The following is a 16,955-nucleotide window of genomic DNA, read 5'->3' as shown; positions in this document are numbered from 1 at the left end:
TCTGAAACTATCAAAACGGATTCACCGAGAGTTGAATCAAATCCGACTGTGAGCGACTAACTGCATGAGGTTCGCCATGAATATAAAATCAAAAACGATATCCGCACCAGCTGTTACTACTGTGTCTGAAATACGCCGATTTCTGAATCTGGCACTGGCGATCACAGTCTGCCTGGGATGCCTCTCGACGTGGTTTACTCAGGATCTCCCCGCCCAGAAAACGAACAGTAAAAAAGTGGCTGTCAAACAAAAACAGTCGATGCCCGCACCGAAGCCGCCTCATTGGCCAGAGACAGCCGTCTATCTGCCTCTGGATCAACTGGACGCATTAATGTCACGTGACCGCAGCGGTGTGCTGTTGCCGCGTGCGCAGTATGAGTCTCTCAAAAAACAGGCGGAAGCCAATAACGGGGGGACCGGACTGCCTGATGCACGATCTGTTATCTATGGTGCTGCCTACGAGGCGACTCTCTCAGATCGGCAACTAGTCATTAAGGCCCGCATTTCGATTCGCCAGTTCCCTCAACAACTGACGGCTGTCGAATTGCCTCTGCAGGGACTGGCTGTGGAATCGGCGGAACTGGACGGGAAACCTGCCATGCTCGCCCGGCAGTCAGGAAAGAATTCGCAACTGCAGCTATTCAGCAAGGGGGCAGGGGAACATCAACTGGAACTACAGCTTTCAGCTCCTCTCAATACGGTTGGCAGTGATCAGGTCTCCCAGTTTCAGTTACTGCCCGGTGTGCCCAGTCAGTTCAAAATGAAAGTTCCCACTGATCGGCATCTGGTGGTTAACGAATTGAAGGTGAAATCCACTTCCCAGGAGGGAGAACAGGCCGCTTATGAGTTCCCGGTGGGGGGAGATGGAAAGGTCAGCATCAAAATCACCGAGCAGTCACAGCAGCAGACCAACGATTCTCTGATTTTCGCACAGAGTGGGATTGGTGTTTCTGTCAGTCCCGGTAAAGTCGCCTGGCAGGCGCAGACCACGCTCAATATCTACGGACAGTCGCTGGATCGGGTGATTCTAAGTGTGCCCCAGTCTCTGGAAATTGTCAGTGTGGAATCAACGGGGCTGGAATCCTGGACGTTGAATGACAGCATGCGGGAACGTAACAGGACTGAAATTACCCTGAATTATCGGCAGCCGATCGAGGGCGAACGACAGATCATCTGCCGGGGCGTCATGACCACGGAAACAGACGAAGACTGGGATGTTCCCGATTTATTGATTGAGAAGGTCAATTCCCACGTCGGTTCAATTCTGATCCGCTACCCGCCGGGAGTTCGGCTCCAGGTCGAAAGAACGCGAAATGTCAGACGGAAAGCCCAGACTGCACCGGCGACACGTCAGAGAACTCCCGTGCGACAGACTACGGGGCCAGGCCTGGATTTTGATTTCTGGCAGGAAGATTTTCGTATCTCACTGATCACGCAGGAAAAACGTTCCGAGGTGCAGATGGCAGCATCTACCGTGATCGACATCAATGAACAGGGAATGGATCTTCGCCTGGTGACCACGGTGGAAAGCCTGTTTGCTCCCATGTTTGAGTTTGAAGCAAACCTGCCTGCCGAGTGGACCATTCTGGGAGCGACTTTTAAAGATCAGCCAATCGACTGGAAAGAATCATCTCGTGAAGCGGGTGCCAAACAGATACGCCTTCCTTTCCCGGATGCACTGCCGGCGAACCAGGAAGCACGTGTGATTATTACCGCACATCGCGATCTGGAGAACTGGCCCCCTGAAACAGAAGGCCAGCTACTCAACTTGCCTCAAATTGAATTGCCCCAGGCCAAAATCCTGGAGGGAACTCTGGTCATCCACGCGGAGAATGACTGGGATCTGGTTCCCAGTGAACTGACTGGCCTGGAACCGATGCAGGAAAGTATTCCCAACATGCGGTTCGGTTATCAATATCAGGACAACAGCTATTCAGGCAGCCTGACCGTTTCCCGAAAACCTTTGCAGATGGCCGCACATCATCTGCAGTATGTCCGGCTCGATCAGACCACGCTCTTCTCACACTATGAGGCAACTCTCAATGTCGAACGCGGGAGCTTCCGGTCTCTGATGGTCGCTCTGCCGGAAAGTGTGGGAACCGATCTGCAGTTTCAATTAATCAATTCCGCGGGACGCATCATTGAACAGGCGGCCGAAGAACCACAGAACGGAGTCCGCGTCTGGAAATTGAAGATGGATCGCCGCTTGAGTGGCAAGCAGACCCTGACGGTAACCATTGAACAACCTCGTCCCGAAGGAGAGGTTGTGCAGATTCCGCAACTGCAGATCATGTCTGCAGATCGTCAATATGGAGAAGTTGCATTCGAAGCGGAAGGCGATCAGCGTCTGCAGATTAAAGCAACCGGCGTCCGAGGTCAGGCTCTGAATTCGATCGATGCCGCCGAGTTACCTGCCCCCATCACTTACGTGCCACAGGAACGCATTGTCGCTGCATTCCGGTTTGTGGGTGCCGGCCATCAGATACAGGTTCAGGAAACCCGTTTCGATCAGACGGCTGTACCCACGACGATTGCACATCAGCTTCAGATTCAAAGCGTGCTGGGCTCTGCAGGAGAAGTTCAGAACGAAGCTGCACTCGACTTTTCTGCTGTCGGGATTCAGGCTTTGCAGGTCACACTTCCCGAGGGTGCAGAACTGTTGTCGGCCCAGATTGGTGGAACCCCGGTTGAGGTACGTCAGACAGGTGCTGCTTTCATGATCCCCGTGACTGCGGATAGCCAGACCGATGGCACGCATACCTTGAAACTCCTCTACGATGCGAATCGTGGAAACGTGGCATGGAAAGATCGACACTCTGCAGTGCCTCCGCAGGTCGCCGTTGTTGACGGAGCTGGACAGATCCAGTCGCTACAGATTTTGAATCAGGCCTGGACGATTCTGTATCCCCAGGATACTTTCATTACCGACAGCACCGGGGATTTTGTCCCCGACCAGCCTCTGGGACGCCCGGGGATGATTGAGCGGGTCCGCCAGCATCTCTCAGTGGTTCCGATCCGCGAGATGGGAGGCCGTGTTCTGGCTGCCTGTTTTGTACTGTTGATTGCTGTGGTGAGTGTCTACGCCTATCGCAGAGGCGGGGTAAACGTGGTGATTTCGCTGTTTGGCGGGTTTATCCTGCTTTGTATTGTCATCGCACTCATGCTGCCTGCTGTGCAGCAGTCACGAGAAGCAGCACGCCGTTCCATGTCTAAAAATGAAATGCGACAGATTGAGTCATCAGTGCAGAGTGATCTGACAGGTGGAACTCAACTGGGATTCGAACCGAACTCCGGTGAAACACCAGCACCATTGACGGCTCCTGCCCAAAGTTTTCAAAGAGGGCAACAAGTCGATGGGCTGACGAGAAAACTCAAGGAACCAACTTCGCAATCTGAGGAAATGAATCGGTCTGGTGAATCGAAATCTCGAGACAGCAAAGCCAAATCCGACAGGCTGGCTGGAGGTATGCAGGGCAAGCCGGCTTCTGTGGTTGTGGGGGAAGATTTAATCGAAGAGGCAGAGTTTCCTCCTGCTCCGGCGAAAGCGCTGGGAGGTCGACTTTCGGTTGTCGCACCACTGCCTGCTCCGGAAGGTTATCGCTCACTGGAATTTCAATATTACGGCGAGCCACATAAATCCGGGCTGTCGCTGGATGTGACGTTGCAGGCCCTGAAAATCAATCGGCGTCTGTTTCTGGTTATGATGGTCGGAGTGCTCTGGCTGGGCTGGTTGATGCGGAGCCGGACTTGCCTGCAGCGTTGTCTGGTGCTGTTATTGGGTGTTTTTCTCCCGATCACCTGCAGCGCGTTTCTCCCTGCAGGAGTACAACCGATTCTGGATGGTCTTTTCGTCGGTTCGCTGCTGGTCGGTTTATGCTGGAGTGTGGAATGGATGATCGGCAAACTGGGACGGGAATGCTGTCGCTGGAATGCTTCTGCAGATAAGAAACAGGCGACGGTCAGCACTTTGCTCCTGCTCGGTTTCTGTCTGGGAGCTCCAGTAAGCGGAATTGCTCAGACGGAGGTCAAACCACCTGTTCCCAGCCTGCCTCAAAACCTGGTGATTCCTTACGAAGCAGGCACTGATCCGCTCGACTCACAACGCATCTTTCTGCCGCAGGATGAATTCAGGAAACTCTGGAATGCAGCACATCCGGATGAACCCATCGATCAGCAGGCAACTGCACAGGGAACTGTCAGTCAGGCACTGTATGCCGCGGAATTAAAACCGGGGGCGGAAACCGGACAGGCGGTCGTGCATGTCAAAGGACGTCTGGTCATCCACACGGTTGGTTCACAGCCGGTGACAGTCGCCTTGCCTTTAGGGAAAGCGGCCATCAGCAGTGCCCAGCTCGATGGAAAGTCGGCCACCTTGTTGACTCATCCGGAACACAAATTCGCCAGTGATAAAATTGTTTCACAAACAATGTATTCAATCGTGATTGCACAGGCGGGACTGCATATCCTCGATCTGGAACTGGATCTTCCCGCACAACAGAGCGGGACGGCGGGGAGTTTCAAATTTGATCTCCTGCCTGTGGCCAGTGGGCGATTGACACTCGATCTTCCCGATGCGACTTCGGAGGTCAGCATTACGGGAACCCGGTCCACTTATCGGAAACAGACAGCCGCAGGTAAAGCGAAACTAGAGCTGCCTGTAGATCAGGGAGGCCAACTGCAGATTTCCTGGCGTCAGGCAGAAGAGCGGGGTGCGATTCAAGGCATTGTGCATTGTGATACCAGTCTGTCAGCGGTTGTCCAGGACGCGGGACAGCGGTTGCACAGTCTGCATCAATATCAGGTGCGACAGGGGACGATTAACCAGGCATTATTGAAGGTTCCCGGGGACATTCGCATTCAGTCCGTAACCGGTCCTGATGTGGGTGGCTGGGAGATGGTGGGGACCGGAGATGATCGACGTATCAAAGTCTTTTTAAGACGCGATATCAAAGATAGGACACGCGTCAAAGTGGAAGCGTTTCAGTCGCTGTCTGTTGGAAAGCAGAATCGTTCGCTCAACCTGCCCCAGTTTGTTCCTGAAACCATCACAAATGAAACCGGGACCATCGGCGTCTACGCAGAGCCTCAGTTTCAGATTCGTCCGGAGAAAATATCCGGAGCGATACAAATCGATACTCAGAAGTATGTGAATCCGGAAACCGCATCACCGGTCTGGAAAATAGCAGGCCACACTCTGCAGCCCCAATGGGCTTACCGGTTTTCACGTCGGCCCGTGGAGACTCAGTTCTTCCTTTCCCGAAAACAAGCTGAAAAACAGGCCCTCGCTGAGCATGGAGTCCTTGTTTCGCCTCGTAAACTGAGTATTTCCAGCCGCATTCGCTATCAGCTTAAAGGCATTCCCGAATCAACGTTTGTGCTGGAACTACCCGAAGCCTATCTCGTCTTGAGTGTCCAGGCACAGGGGCTGGATGACTGGTATGTAATTGAACAGAACGCCGATGACATGCGGGTGCTGGTTCTCGAATTTGCCGAGCTCAAAACCAGTCTGGCAGAAATCGTGGTTGATGGTGTGGTGCCCCGGGAGGGAAACCAGCAACAGGCAGAAGTTGTGATCCCCACGCCGCTGGTTGTCTCTTCTGTACGCAGCGATCTGGCTATCTGGATTGACGAAGCGCTGGTGGCCCGTGCTCCCGAACTGGAAGACTGGCGGGCGATTTCATCTGCTGATTTGTCACCCGAGTTGAAAGCTCAGCGTCCGAGCCTACCCCAATTCGCTTATCGATCCTCGGCAGAGTTACCGGAGTGGATCAAACTGGAACTGACTCCGGCTCAGCCAAATGTGACGGCTAACTCACTGGTGATGACGACGGTGGGTAATGTGTCGGTCAGCCACACGGTGGGGATTCGCTGGTCGATTCAGGGAGCAGCAACCGACGTGTTGTCGTTTACGACACCTGCCTGGCTCGGAGAACATCTGGACTTCCGCGGGGATTCGATTCGACAGATCAACAAACGCGTAATCGGCAATGAAATTATCCAATGGACGATTCACCTGCAGAACTCGGTCGAAGGAACGTATTTCATCACCGCAGAAACCACGCAGGCACCGCCGGTGACCGGGAAGATTGAGATTCCCCAGGTTCGTGTCATGGACACCAGTATCCAGGTCGATTCACAAACGACCGAACTGGAAATCCAGCAGCATTATCTGATGCTGGTGAATCACAGCTGGGCACGATTGAACCTGCTGAATCCGGAATCAATCACGACGGTCGACCGTGATGAAATGCCGCTGACACTCGATGATGCCCTGGCTAACCAGGCGATGACTCTGGCTCGGCTGCAGGGGAATGGTAAGCCCCCCGAGTACCAGATTCAGCAGTTCCAGGCAGACCAGGGAGCCGCCGCTGCGGTGAATCTTTCACAGTTGACGACCGTGCTGGCTCACGATGGCAGCTGGAAAACGCATGCAGAATACCGCTTACGTAACCGATCACGTCAGTTTCTGGCAGTCATGCTTCCGGAACGGTCGCAGGTGTTGAGTGCCTTTGTCAAAGGTGTACCGACAGCCCCGGTATTACTGAAACAGATAGCGGAACCAACAGAGAAGGGTGAAGAAAAAACAACACAAAAGCAGGTGATCTATCTGCTGGCACTCCCTAAAACGAGTGCGGCTGATCTTTCTTTTTCAGTCAATCTGATTCTCGTCGGTCGGCTGGAATCCAGTTTGCCTCAGGGTAGATTCAACTGGCAGGGACAGACACTCGATCTGGAACCGCCGCGGATCGTCACACCTGCTGAGAATGCCGAGTATGGAATTCCCGTCGCCCAGACCAAGTGGACTGTTTATGTTCCCGACGACTATTCGGCAACTCCCTTACTGGATAACTCGCGCACGAATATGTCACCTGTTCTGTCGGAATCAGAGTTCACCCAATATCAGCTTTCGCTGACGAGTGTTCAGAAAGATGTGGAGAACCTTTACTCCGTATACAGTGGCAGTAAGAGTGACCGGGTGCGAAAACGGGTTATCTCCAACCTGAAAGAACTGGGGAAACAGTTAGATACGGATGACGATGCCCAGACCAGACAGCAGGGGCAGCGGATCAAACAGCAGATCAGCGAACTGCAGCGAAAGGAACAACAGCGTCAGGCACAGCAGGATAAAATGTTGAACGACGCGGTGAATACAAATGGACTCTCCGATTTTGATTCCGAAGACGCTTTCAACAGCCTCGTAATCGGAAATAATGCCTCATTATACAATTTGAATCGCGCCCCGGCTGAATCGTCGAACGGTGATGGATCGGCTTCATCAAATACTGCCAGTGACCTGCCCAAACTGAAAAGTTTTACGATTCGCAATGCCGCACCCAAGCAGGCGCATGGGAAGAAAGGTATTCAGCAGACAACACCTGCCGACAGCCGAGCCTTACGCCGTCAGCAGAGCCTGCAGAATGCGAATGATTTTGCGATGCCTCAGCAGGAGTTGCAGCAACAACAGGCGATGCCGAATCAGCCCCGGTTCAACCAGAGACAACACTTTGAAAACGGATCTCCATTTGGTGTCTCTCCCAGTGATCGAACACAGAATATGAGAGAATCACTGGAATATGATGCCTTCCAGAGAAGGGGGAGAGATAACAGCCTGGCTGAAGGGCGTGGGCAAGGAGGCGGTTTCGGAGGAGCAATGCTACCCAATCAGGGGGCCATCCAGGGGCAACCGATGGGGGATCTTTACGACCCAGGTTCCAGGCCTGCTTTCGGAGAAGCTCCCGCAGAATCTGAGATGCTGGGTGCTGAATTACAACAGGCTGGCTGGACGCAAGCTGGCGGAATTTCACTGAAGTTTGATATTCCCCTGAAGGGACACAAGCTGGAATTCACCAAGGTCAATGGGCATCCCAAACTGGCACTCAAGGTCCGTCCTGAAAATACGTTTGCCTTCGGTTCCGCCCTGATCTGGACGATCTTCTGGGCAGGGATGCTGATCTTTCTGATTCTGATTGTCACCCGCTACGGAGATTCGATGGTGCTCCGAAAATGGGGCGGTATCTTCCTGGCTCTGATAGGGCTGATCGGCTGGTTGTTCCTCTCCGACTGGTTGGGGAACTTCGCACTGGTCTGCTTTCTACTGGGAGCGATCTGGCTCAGTTCACAGCGAATGAAACCGACTGCTTGAAATTGGACTTCGATCTGTTGTATCTTGCAGGTACGGAAATCAGGATCACTCCTTTCTCTTTACCTTCGAGGCAAGCATGGCAACAAAGATTACCTGGCTGGGACATTCCTCCTTTCAGATTGAAACCAATGGAAAAACCATTCTCCTGGATCCCTTTCTGACAGGGAATCCCAGCGCGAGCGTCTCCGCCGATGCCGTCGAAGCTGATGCAATCATTGTCAGTCACGGGCACGGCGATCATGTCGGGGATACCGTCGAGATCGCGAAACGCACCAAAGCACTGGTGGTTGCCAATTTCGAAATTATCGAATGGATGGGGAAACAGGGAATCGAAAACGTACACCCTCAGCATATTGGTGGTTCCTATCAACATGAGTTTGGGACCGTCAAGCTGACGATCGCCCATCATGGATCGATGCTGCCGGACGGAAGCAACGGCGGCAGCCCCTGTGGCATTCTCTTGAAATTGGATGAGGGAACGATTTACTTCGCCGCTGATACCGGTCTGTTTTATGACATGAAGCTGATTGGTGAAGAAGGCGTTGACCTGGCAATCCTGCCGATCGGCGATAACTTCACTATGGGACCGGAAGATGCAGTACGGGCGACGAAACTGATCGAACCCAAACGGGTTATTCCCATGCACTACAATACCTGGCCTCTGATTGAACAGGATGCCGCTGCGTGGGCTCATCAGGTACGAAGCCAGACCACAGCCGAACCGGTGGTACTGGAACCGGGTAGTTCCTGCGAGCTTTAGTCAGCGGGAGCCGAGGGGGCCTCTTCTTCAGGGAGTTCCAGTCCCACCTGGATGTCATCCCCTTCGATTCGCAGCGGGTATACGGGAACCTGTAATTTTGATTTGGGATTATCCAGCCAGGTGCCATCCTTGATACAGAATCGCCAGGCATGCCAGGGACAGGTAACCGCTCCCTCTTCGTCGACATAGCCGGTTGAGAGGGGCGCTCCCTGGTGAGGGCAGAAATCATTGATGGCGGTATACTGGCCTTCTTTGAGGAAGACGGCGATCATCAGGCCTTCGAGATGATAAGCGCGTCCTTCTCCTTCCGGAATGTCGCCGACTTTGGCGATCGAATGGTAGGTAATCACAAATGGGCTTTCGTTATTTCTTCTGATATTTCCCGGGCGAAGCAGCCTGTCTGATTTTAGACAGTTTTCGAATCAGCTCACCCATCTGATGGCGATTCACTTTTTTACTCTTCGCGATTTGGGCCGCTTTTTTCAGGAACCTTTTGATTTGCTTTGGATCTTCATCCAAACGTCTCGCGATGGGGTCGAGTACGCGATGTTCCTCGCCACGGAAATGCCTGAGATTCAGTTCTGAAAACAGCTGCTTGATATACGCGAATAGTAAAGCACGCCCGTTGGCTTTTTTATAGTGTAAATTGCCGACGTTATCGGTATGCGAAACAATATTATGCCGGGGCAGAATGTGGGAAGAGAGGATCGGCCCGAAACGATTGCTTCTCCACCAGCCAAAAATCAGCAGTGTGATCAGCAGCTGGATTGTCAGGGGGCGGAAGGTCGGGTCGATCAGCAGGGCGACGACTTTCGATGTTCCCGAAGCATTCAATGATTCATCAACGACGAAATACTCAGGAGGTCCGGCAGCCTCAATGAGCCGAAATGCCGCAACGCTGCCGCCGTCTACCATGGACTGATTTGAAAAGATTTCCGAGGAAGCGGAGACAACAACGGTTCCCAAGCCATGATGCAGTCGGACGGCCTGCTGGGTCTCTCCTGCAGTGACCAGAGCCTGACCCGTTGCGGAGGTAACCCGTGCATTGGTATCCCAGACGAGTGAGGGGACATCAGGAAACACAGTGGATGCCTGGGCTTCGATCAGGTCATGTTCGCCTTTCATCAGCAGGCTGAGATCGGATTCCTCTTTGTCTTCGTCATCCTCTTTTTTCTCAACACGCGGCATGTTTTCCCGTTCGACTTCATCGAGATATTCCACGCTGAGTTCCAGCGGTTCCACCTGGAACTGCGGATGTTTGGGATTAGCTGAGATGACCAGTCGCCCGCCCTCTTCGACCCAGGCCAGCAGAGACGACCATTCCAGTGGACTGGGATAGCGGGCCGGGCCGAGGATGCAGACGGTTTCGTCGTAATCGAGTGTTTGCAGCAGGACGCTTAGAGGAGTCCGGTTGCGTTCTGTTTGAAACGATTCATGATCGAGCAGGAGATAAAATGCTTTTTTCCCGCTGGCGGAGGAACTGTAGGAATCGTCCAGCGCACCGGTACCGAACTCCGGAAACCAGAGGTGCAAAGGAAGTAGCAGACAGAGTGCGGCCAGCCAGAACCAGCCCGCATTTCTGCGTTCACGTTTCTTTCTGGAAGGCTGATTCATAATGCTGGAGTGTACTTTCAAAATGTTCTCGGGTTGCGACCCGGCGGCCGAATCCCAGGGGTTCATAAGTGCGAATCATCTGACGCAGTGATTCACCGGCCAGGCCATGCGGGCGTGCTGCACGCATATAATCGCGATAAGTTAATCCTTTACGGAACCGGATCCATCCCGAGCGTTCAATGAAGCTCATCGATCCATACAGTAGCTGGATGATAGCTTGATGGTAGTTACCTGATCGGGCGAGTTCCTGTGCCCGTTCGAGGTAAGTGGCTGCCGCTAATTCAGCGGGCGAGACATGCTCCTCCAGAACCATCTCTCCCTGTAGTTGAGAGGAGTCGGATTTCATGTTGTGCTCTCTGGAAAGCTTAAAGCCAGTCACAGCTTTCACCAGCAGGAACAGAACAAGGAGACAGGCACAAATCACTGCAGCATACGACAGGTAGAGAAAAATCAGCCCGGCGACACCGGAGATGGCAGAGGTGTCGTAGCTGCTCTGTCGGGGAGAATCTTTGATCCAGTCATCCAGATCTACGTCGGCTTCCTGAGCGAGTTCGCGTTCGCGGGTCAGATGTCGAAATTCGGGCCGTTTCAGAATCTCCTGCATGTCCTGCTTCAGCATCACCTGGTCAGGAGATGACAGATCGGTATAATCATTTTCCTGCTGTGCAGCGAGAAACACCGGGGTCAGCAGGAGGATTCCCAGACTGAGAAACAGGGAGACTCTGCTCTGGAAGCGTACTCGAGAGGCTGTCATAACGAAACCTCCTTGAATGTCAGATTCTCAGAGACTTCGGTCATTCGGAGTTCCATATCCCAGCAGTCCAGTCGCACGCGCAGGTCGATATAAGTAAAGAACCAGGCCAGGCGGCCAATGGGATAGACCAGCAGGATGAATGCCGTCAGCATGGCCAGCACGCGGGGGTCTGTTGTCATCAACAGCATGATATTGATCAGCGTATCATCGGCGGTTTTCGGATCCAGCAGGTAGGGGATCTGTCCAATCAGGATCGGGAACTCCAGCAGGGTGTAGCAGAGGTAGTCGAAGGTGATAAACAGGATCAGTGTCAGGATGTAGCAGAAGAGAAAGATCGCCAGTCCCCGGCCAAAGAGTGAGCCGAAGTTGGTCTTGATCAGGTCTTTTGTGCGATGATCGTGCGAGGCATCTTCCTGCGAGGCGACACCTGCATAATCCAGAACAGCCTGTTCGACCCGGAATCCGCTGCGTACCAGAATCCAGATGCCGGGAAAGAAACAGTAGATGAATCCCAGCAGGCCGAGCATATTACCGGAAAAGAAGAGCAGGGCAGGACCGATAAAGAACAGGGCTCTCTCTGCCAGGCAGAACAGCATCAAAGGAATCATTCGAAACTGGAACTGGCGTCTCAGGCTTCCCATGCCCGGAGTGTTTCCGAACGCAAACAGGGCTGAATTCCAGGTGAGCAGAACCCCCAGCGGCGATGAGGCAAAGAAGGCCACAGTCAGTGCCATCCGCAGGTCCAGCAGAAAATAATAGCTGAGGCAATACACGAGGGTGCAGGCCGGGATCGCGATGATCGCCCAGAGTTTGAGGATCGGGATCAGGAACCGTCCATAGAAACGGATCGCCAGGTCCAGGCAACTGCTGGCCTTCCGGGGTACCAGAGCGATATTGATCTTCTCGAAACGCATCATGCCGATGGAAGCTCCCCTGGTTTCTCAGAAGGACCTGGTTGAGCTGCGGTCTCACCCGTTTCATCAGACTGGAGTCCGGCAAAAGCGAGGTACAGAAAAACAATCAACCAGAGCACACTGCCGACACTGTACTTCAACATGGGGGATACATCAGAGGGAGACCAGAAGGCTTCAATCAATGCCGCTACCACTAGCATGACAGCCGCGCCGCCTGCGATTTGCACTGCTTCCAGTCCGCGAACCTGCAACGACTGAAATCGCGTTCTCTGGCCCGGATGAATCAGGGCATTTCCCAGCATCAGTCCGGCGCCTCCCGCAACGGCAATGGCCGTCAGTTCAAAAGAACCGTGCGAGATAACAAAGCTTAAGAAACGCTCACCGTGTCCCTGGCTGATGACGTAACCGGAGACGGCTCCCAGAAAAATTCCATTAAACAGCAGGGTATAAACGGTGCCGATGCCGAGCAGAATTCCCAGCGCGAAACATTTCAATGCGATGCCCACGTTATTGTTGATGTAGAAACCGGCCATGGTTGCCCGTTCATCTCCAAAGCTGGATCTCCCTTCTGATTCCGACTCTGAATCCTCCTCGCTCGCATTGTCCGGATCAGACTCGCCATGGTCTGAATACATCGTGTCAAAGCGGGACATGATTTCTTCGGGGATGACCCGCGAGGCGAGACTGGGATTGTTCTGCACCACGTACCAGCTGATCCCCAGAGGCAGAAAGAACAACAGGCAGGCTGTCAGGAAGTAGCCGATGTTGGCGCGAAACAGACGGGGAAATTCGAGGGACACATAGCGATAAAAAACGGAGAGATTGCTGGGCGGGGCGCCATAAAACAGGTTATGCCCGCGCGCGACCAGATCGTTCAGGTAAGAGATCAGGTCGTGTCCCCAGCCGCGGGAGCGAATGGTGGCCAGATCGTGAGAAACTTCACGAAGCAGCCGGGAAAATTCCGTGATCTGTTCCGCTTCCAGTTTGGACAGGGATTTGCGGGAGGTGCCGTACAGAAACTCTTCGAATCGTTTCCACTGGGGTCTGCGTTGCTGAATGAACTTATGCTTATTCATCATGAAACTCCCCGAAGCCAGACTGTTTCAGGTATTCGGAGACCACATCCTGTTCTTCTTCAGCCTGACTGAAGCTGAATGTTTTATAGACGGCTGCGAGAAATGCCATGGGGTAGTGAGTCACTTTTTTCGGGTCCCCGGAATAGTGCAGTCGATCGGCCAGATTTTGTGCCAGAATTGCTGCCAGGGCATGCCCCCGTTCATAGGTCAAAACATGACGGCGTCCGATAAATTCGTCGATCAGCGACAGGACTTCGTCTCGCGGAAGGAAGCTGCCGATTTCATTTTTGTCGAGGGGTTTGATTTTATCCAGAATCACGGGTTTTCGAGGGAGTTTCAGCGAACGCTCCTGGATTACGACTGTGCCTGCAGCCAGATCTCCGAGTCTCTGGAAACGCCGTGTCAGCAGCATGGAGGTGATGCCGATTCCATAGAACATAATCGCATCAGCACTTCGCACGAGGTTTCTCAGTACGGCGGGCCAGAAGGTGATTGGGTAGCCCCCTTCACGGATTACGCGGATACCACAAAAGTGTTTCCCGATGGATTGTCCTTTGAAGAATCCTTCTGAGATCGTGTAGTAACCCCAGGTATTGAGGAACATCAGAACCAGGAACAGGCCGAGGGCGGTTCCGGGCAAGACCAGACTCATCATCGGCATGACGAACATCAGTAATCCAATCATGACAACCATGCGGATGATAAGATCAATCAGATAGGCCAGATAGCGTTGTGCCGGCCCTGCCAGCTGGTAGGTCAGAATGACATTCTCTGGGGTTTCAATCTGCATGTCCAGGCTCAGTTTTCGAGGCTGATTAGAATAGACCTCTTCCTGATAGACGGCTGAGGTCTGCGCCTGGTCCAGTTCTGAAGTTGCTGTCGCCATGGGTGGAGTACTGAGTCAGTCCGGAGAATGAATTTAAGCCAGAAATCCTGAATTCAGGAATTACACAGCCGATTATAGAGGAAACAGGGTACGGTTATCCATGACGCTGACAAATTTTTATGAAAACCGGAAATCGTCATTTTCTATCTGAATGGGGGACGGATATAATCAGGATGTACCCTCTGGTACCCCATCGTAGTGTTTTTCCTGTCTTAAGGTGCAGGCTCTGTCCCGGGCGTCACAGAGCTGAGTTCTCTTTTAGTTCCGTCTAAAATCCGGAATGCAGGGATGATGCTGATCTTTGAGTGATATCCTTGAAAGAACGAGAGTGAGGAACTGTTGATGTTATCGAGCAGACGAGTTTTGAGTTTTGTCGGAATCTGTGCAGTGGCCTGGGCTGCGCTGGCTTCAGTCAGTTTTGCTGCCGACGCACCGGCTAAAAAGGTCGATGTGGAGAAGTTGCAGAAGATCCAGAAAGCCGGCATCAATTATTTAAAAAACAGCCAGCTGGAAGACGGCCTGTGGACGACTGAAACCGTACCCGGTATCAGTGCACTGGTCACGACTGCCTTGCTGGAAAGTGGTGTGCCTGCCAGCGACCCCGTTGTGGCGAAAGCCCTGAAGCGACTGGAAGGTTACATTCAGAAAGATGGCGGAATTTACTACTCGAAAAGTAATCACCGTAACTATGAAACCTGTATCTCGATCATGGCGCTGCATGCAGCCAATAAAGATGGTCGTTATGATCAGACCATCAAGAATGCAGAGAAATTTCTTCGCGGGCTGCAGTGGGATAAAGGGGAAGGAATCGAGTCTTCCGACACTTTTTATGGTGGTGCCGGCTACGGGGGGCATCAGCGTCCTGACCTTTCCAATACCCAGTTTCTGATCGAAGCGCTGCGGAAGGCTGGAGTGAAATCAGACGACCCTGCAATTCAGAAGGCGCTTGTGTTCGTATCGCGAACTCAGAACCTGGAATCGGAATTTAATACGACGCCCTTTGCTTCGAAAGTCAATGACGGCGGTTTCTACTACACGCCAGCAGCGGGGGGAACTTCGCAGGCGGGGACAACTCCGGATGGCGGACTGCGTTCTTATGGCAGCATGACCTATGCAGGTCTGAAAAGCATGATTTTTGCCGGCGTTGATGAGAAGGATAAGCGAGTCAAAGCCGCTACCGAGTGGATCCGACGTCATTATACGTTGAAGGAAAATCCCGGCATGGGGCTGATGGGCCTGTATTACTACTTCCATACTTTTGCGAAAGCACTGGATGCGATGCAGGTCGATGAGTTTAAAGATGAAAAGGGTACGGCCCACAACTGGCGGGCCGAACTGGTCAATCAACTGGCTGAACTGCAAAACGAAAACGGGAGCTGGACCAACACCCAGAAACGCTGGTATGAATCAGATCCCAATCTGGCAACCGCATATGCGTTGCTGGCGTTGAGTTACTGTCAGCCCGCGAAATAGAGGCTAAAATAATTCTCCCCGTTTCATGCTCAGGGGTGAAACGGGGGGATCTCGACAGTGTTGCTGCCATCAATCATGCCTGAAACGTACCCGGCGACCTGTTTGACGATCTCGTCAATCATCTTCTGCCCTGCCTCTGCAGTGGCTTCCAGGGGTTCTTTGTCTTCCTGATCCTGCATCGCGTCGTTCCGGACATTTTCCGGGAACGCCGCCATGGCAAATGCGGTTTCGAATTCCTGGGCATGACCGGGCCAGCGTTCGGTTTTCAGATTCGCCAGGGCGACTTCTTCAGGCAGTAGATTCCAGTAGGACTCGAAATGCAGATTGATTTCCAGCCGCTGCTGGAACTGTCCCCACATTCCCAGGCAGGGGGCAATGTTTCCACCATGGCCGTTGAGCACCAGGATATTTGTGAAGCCGGCATGGTGCATACTGCGAATGGTGTCAAACAGCACGCTCAGCCAGCTGCCGGGCAGTGCGGATAATGTACCGGGGTGTCGCATGTGGTGTTCGCTGATTCCAATATTCATGGAAGGTGCCACCAGAACTTCCGGTGACAGCAGGCGAGCGGCCTCGGTTGCGACCAGCATGACACTTCTCCAGTCATGCTCCATGGCCAGGTGTTCCAGATGCTGCTCTGTGGCTGCCACGGGGATGATGCAGGCTTTCAGTTCGCCGGACTGCATACGCTCGCGGAATTCGCGGCGGGTCAGTTTGGGGAGCAGGATTTCACTTGATTCAGATTGTGACATGGATGTTCTTCCTGGAGTAGTGATTCGTTAACTGGAGCCGTGGCGCAGGCGGAGATCCAGACTCGATTTTGGTCGTCTGGGGGCCTTCCGTCAACGATCGAGCATCTTTTCCATCACCTGGTAGCCGGGAAAGCCAAACCCCAACTGGTGGTAGGTAGACTGCGCACGGTCGTTTTCTTTTTCTACATAGAGACGCAGGCCGACGACATCGGGCTTGGAGCGAGCCAGTTTTTCCACGTGGTCGGACAGCTGTTTGAATACTCCCTGCCGGCGGTATGCCGGATCGACGTACACACTCTGGAACCACCAGAATTCTCCGTTACGCCAGTCACTCCATTCGCGGGTGAACATGATCTGACCAACCACGGTGTCCTGATGGCGGGCCACAAAATACTGACAACCGCGCGAATCACCCAGTGACTCCACCACGCCTGTGCGTACCAGGTCCTGATCCAGATTTTTTGATTCCGTTTCCCGCGCCAGCTCAAGATTAAAATGCGTAATGATTTCGCAGTCTTCCAGAGTGGCATAATCGATTTGAATTTCCAGCATGCTTATATCCTCGTATCTCAAATGAAAGCCA

The 16,955-nt window shown here is 53.1% G+C and carries 11 protein-coding genes; 3 read left to right on the top strand and 8 right to left on the bottom strand.

The features are described from left to right. The first annotated feature begins 76 nt into the window (after positions 1–76). A complete protein-coding gene (locus tag HG66A1_RS32735) occupies positions 77–8,143 on the top strand; it encodes a hypothetical protein (RefSeq protein WP_145192185.1) in 8,067 nt (2,688 codons plus the stop codon). Positions 8,144–8,219: 76 nt separating this feature from the next. Beyond that, positions 8,220–8,903, top strand: coding sequence for a metal-dependent hydrolase (locus tag HG66A1_RS28085; RefSeq protein WP_145192182.1), 684 nt, complete (start codon positions 8,220–8,222; stop codon positions 8,901–8,903). Here HG66A1_RS28085 and HG66A1_RS28080 read toward each other — a convergent pair. Genes HG66A1_RS28080 through HG66A1_RS28055 form a run of 6 tightly spaced genes read right to left on the bottom strand, consistent with a single transcriptional unit; the run spans position 8,900 to position 14,147 of the window. Next, entirely contained in the window at positions 8,900–9,253 is a 354-nt protein-coding gene (locus HG66A1_RS28080) for a Rieske (2Fe-2S) protein (protein ID WP_145192179.1), read from the bottom strand. The genes HG66A1_RS28085 and HG66A1_RS28080 overlap by 4 nt on opposite strands. A 13-nt stretch (positions 9,254–9,266) precedes the next feature. Beyond that, on the bottom strand, positions 9,267–10,517 hold the full coding sequence (locus HG66A1_RS28075) for a DUF4350 domain-containing protein (protein ID WP_197996848.1): 1,251 nt from the start codon (positions 10,515–10,517) through the stop codon (positions 9,267–9,269). Beyond that, positions 10,489–11,271 (bottom strand): DUF4129 domain-containing protein, encoded by a 783-nt coding sequence (locus HG66A1_RS28070; protein WP_145192173.1) that lies wholly within the window; start codon positions 11,269–11,271, stop codon positions 10,489–10,491. Before HG66A1_RS28070 ends, HG66A1_RS28075 begins: the two co-directional genes overlap by 29 nt. Next, positions 11,268–12,188: a hypothetical protein gene (locus tag HG66A1_RS28065; protein WP_145192170.1), complete on the bottom strand. Its 921-nt coding sequence runs from the start codon at positions 12,186–12,188 to the stop codon at positions 11,268–11,270. Before HG66A1_RS28065 ends, HG66A1_RS28070 begins: the two co-directional genes overlap by 4 nt. Beyond that, a complete protein-coding gene (locus HG66A1_RS28060; protein WP_232106690.1) occupies positions 12,185–13,264 on the bottom strand; it encodes a stage II sporulation protein M in 1,080 nt (359 codons plus the stop codon). Before HG66A1_RS28060 ends, HG66A1_RS28065 begins: the two co-directional genes overlap by 4 nt. Further along, complete coding sequence (locus HG66A1_RS28055) at positions 13,254–14,147, bottom strand: RDD family protein (protein ID WP_145044737.1); 894 nt, start codon at positions 14,145–14,147, stop codon at positions 13,254–13,256. Before HG66A1_RS28055 ends, HG66A1_RS28060 begins: the two co-directional genes overlap by 11 nt. A 342-nt stretch (positions 14,148–14,489) precedes the next feature. On the opposite strand from HG66A1_RS28055, the gene HG66A1_RS28050 reads away from it, so the two are divergent. Then, entirely contained in the window at positions 14,490–15,620 is a 1,131-nt protein-coding gene (locus tag HG66A1_RS28050) for a prenyltransferase/squalene oxidase repeat-containing protein (protein ID WP_145192167.1), read from the top strand. 29 nt (positions 15,621–15,649) lie between these two features. Here the strand turns inward: HG66A1_RS28050 and HG66A1_RS28045 are convergent, their stop codons facing one another. Both HG66A1_RS28045 and HG66A1_RS28040 read right to left on the bottom strand, forming a co-directional pair. Continuing rightward, complete coding sequence (locus HG66A1_RS28045; protein WP_145192164.1) at positions 15,650–16,372, bottom strand: creatininase family protein; 723 nt, start codon at positions 16,370–16,372, stop codon at positions 15,650–15,652. 90 nt (positions 16,373–16,462) lie between these two features. Beyond that, on the bottom strand, positions 16,463–16,924 hold the full coding sequence (locus HG66A1_RS28040) for a GNAT family N-acetyltransferase (RefSeq protein ID WP_145192162.1): 462 nt from the start codon (positions 16,922–16,924) through the stop codon (positions 16,463–16,465). Positions 16,925–16,955 lie beyond the last annotated feature (31 nt).

It is taken from the genome of Gimesia chilikensis, from assembly GCF_007744075.1.
In the GTDB taxonomy this organism is placed as follows: Bacteria; Planctomycetota; Planctomycetia; order Planctomycetales; family Planctomycetaceae; genus Gimesia; species Gimesia chilikensis_A.
The sequence above is the reverse complement of the archived record's forward strand: the minus strand, read 5'-3'. Positions and strand labels throughout refer to the sequence as shown.

Coding starts and splice junctions, on each gene's coding strand:
- HG66A1_RS28045 (WP_145192164.1), bottom strand. CDS start 16,372: ATGTCACAATCTGAATCAAGTGAAATCCTGCTCCCCAAACTGACCCGC.
- HG66A1_RS28075 (WP_197996848.1), bottom strand. CDS start 10,517: ATGAATCAGCCTTCCAGAAAGAAACGTGAACGCAGAAATGCGGGCTGG.
- HG66A1_RS28050 (WP_145192167.1), top strand. CDS start 14,490: ATGTTATCGAGCAGACGAGTTTTGAGTTTTGTCGGAATCTGTGCAGTG.
- HG66A1_RS28060 (WP_232106690.1), bottom strand. CDS start 13,264: ATGATGAATAAGCATAAGTTCATTCAGCAACGCAGACCCCAGTGGAAA.
- HG66A1_RS28065 (WP_145192170.1), bottom strand. CDS start 12,188: ATGATGCGTTTCGAGAAGATCAATATCGCTCTGGTACCCCGGAAGGCC.
- HG66A1_RS28085 (WP_145192182.1), top strand. CDS start 8,220: ATGGCAACAAAGATTACCTGGCTGGGACATTCCTCCTTTCAGATTGAA.
- HG66A1_RS28055 (WP_145044737.1), bottom strand. CDS start 14,147: ATGGCGACAGCAACTTCAGAACTGGACCAGGCGCAGACCTCAGCCGTC.
- HG66A1_RS28070 (WP_145192173.1), bottom strand. CDS start 11,271: ATGACAGCCTCTCGAGTACGCTTCCAGAGCAGAGTCTCCCTGTTTCTC.
- HG66A1_RS32735 (WP_145192185.1), top strand. CDS start 77: ATGAATATAAAATCAAAAACGATATCCGCACCAGCTGTTACTACTGTG.
- HG66A1_RS28040 (WP_145192162.1), bottom strand. CDS start 16,924: ATGCTGGAAATTCAAATCGATTATGCCACTCTGGAAGACTGCGAAATC.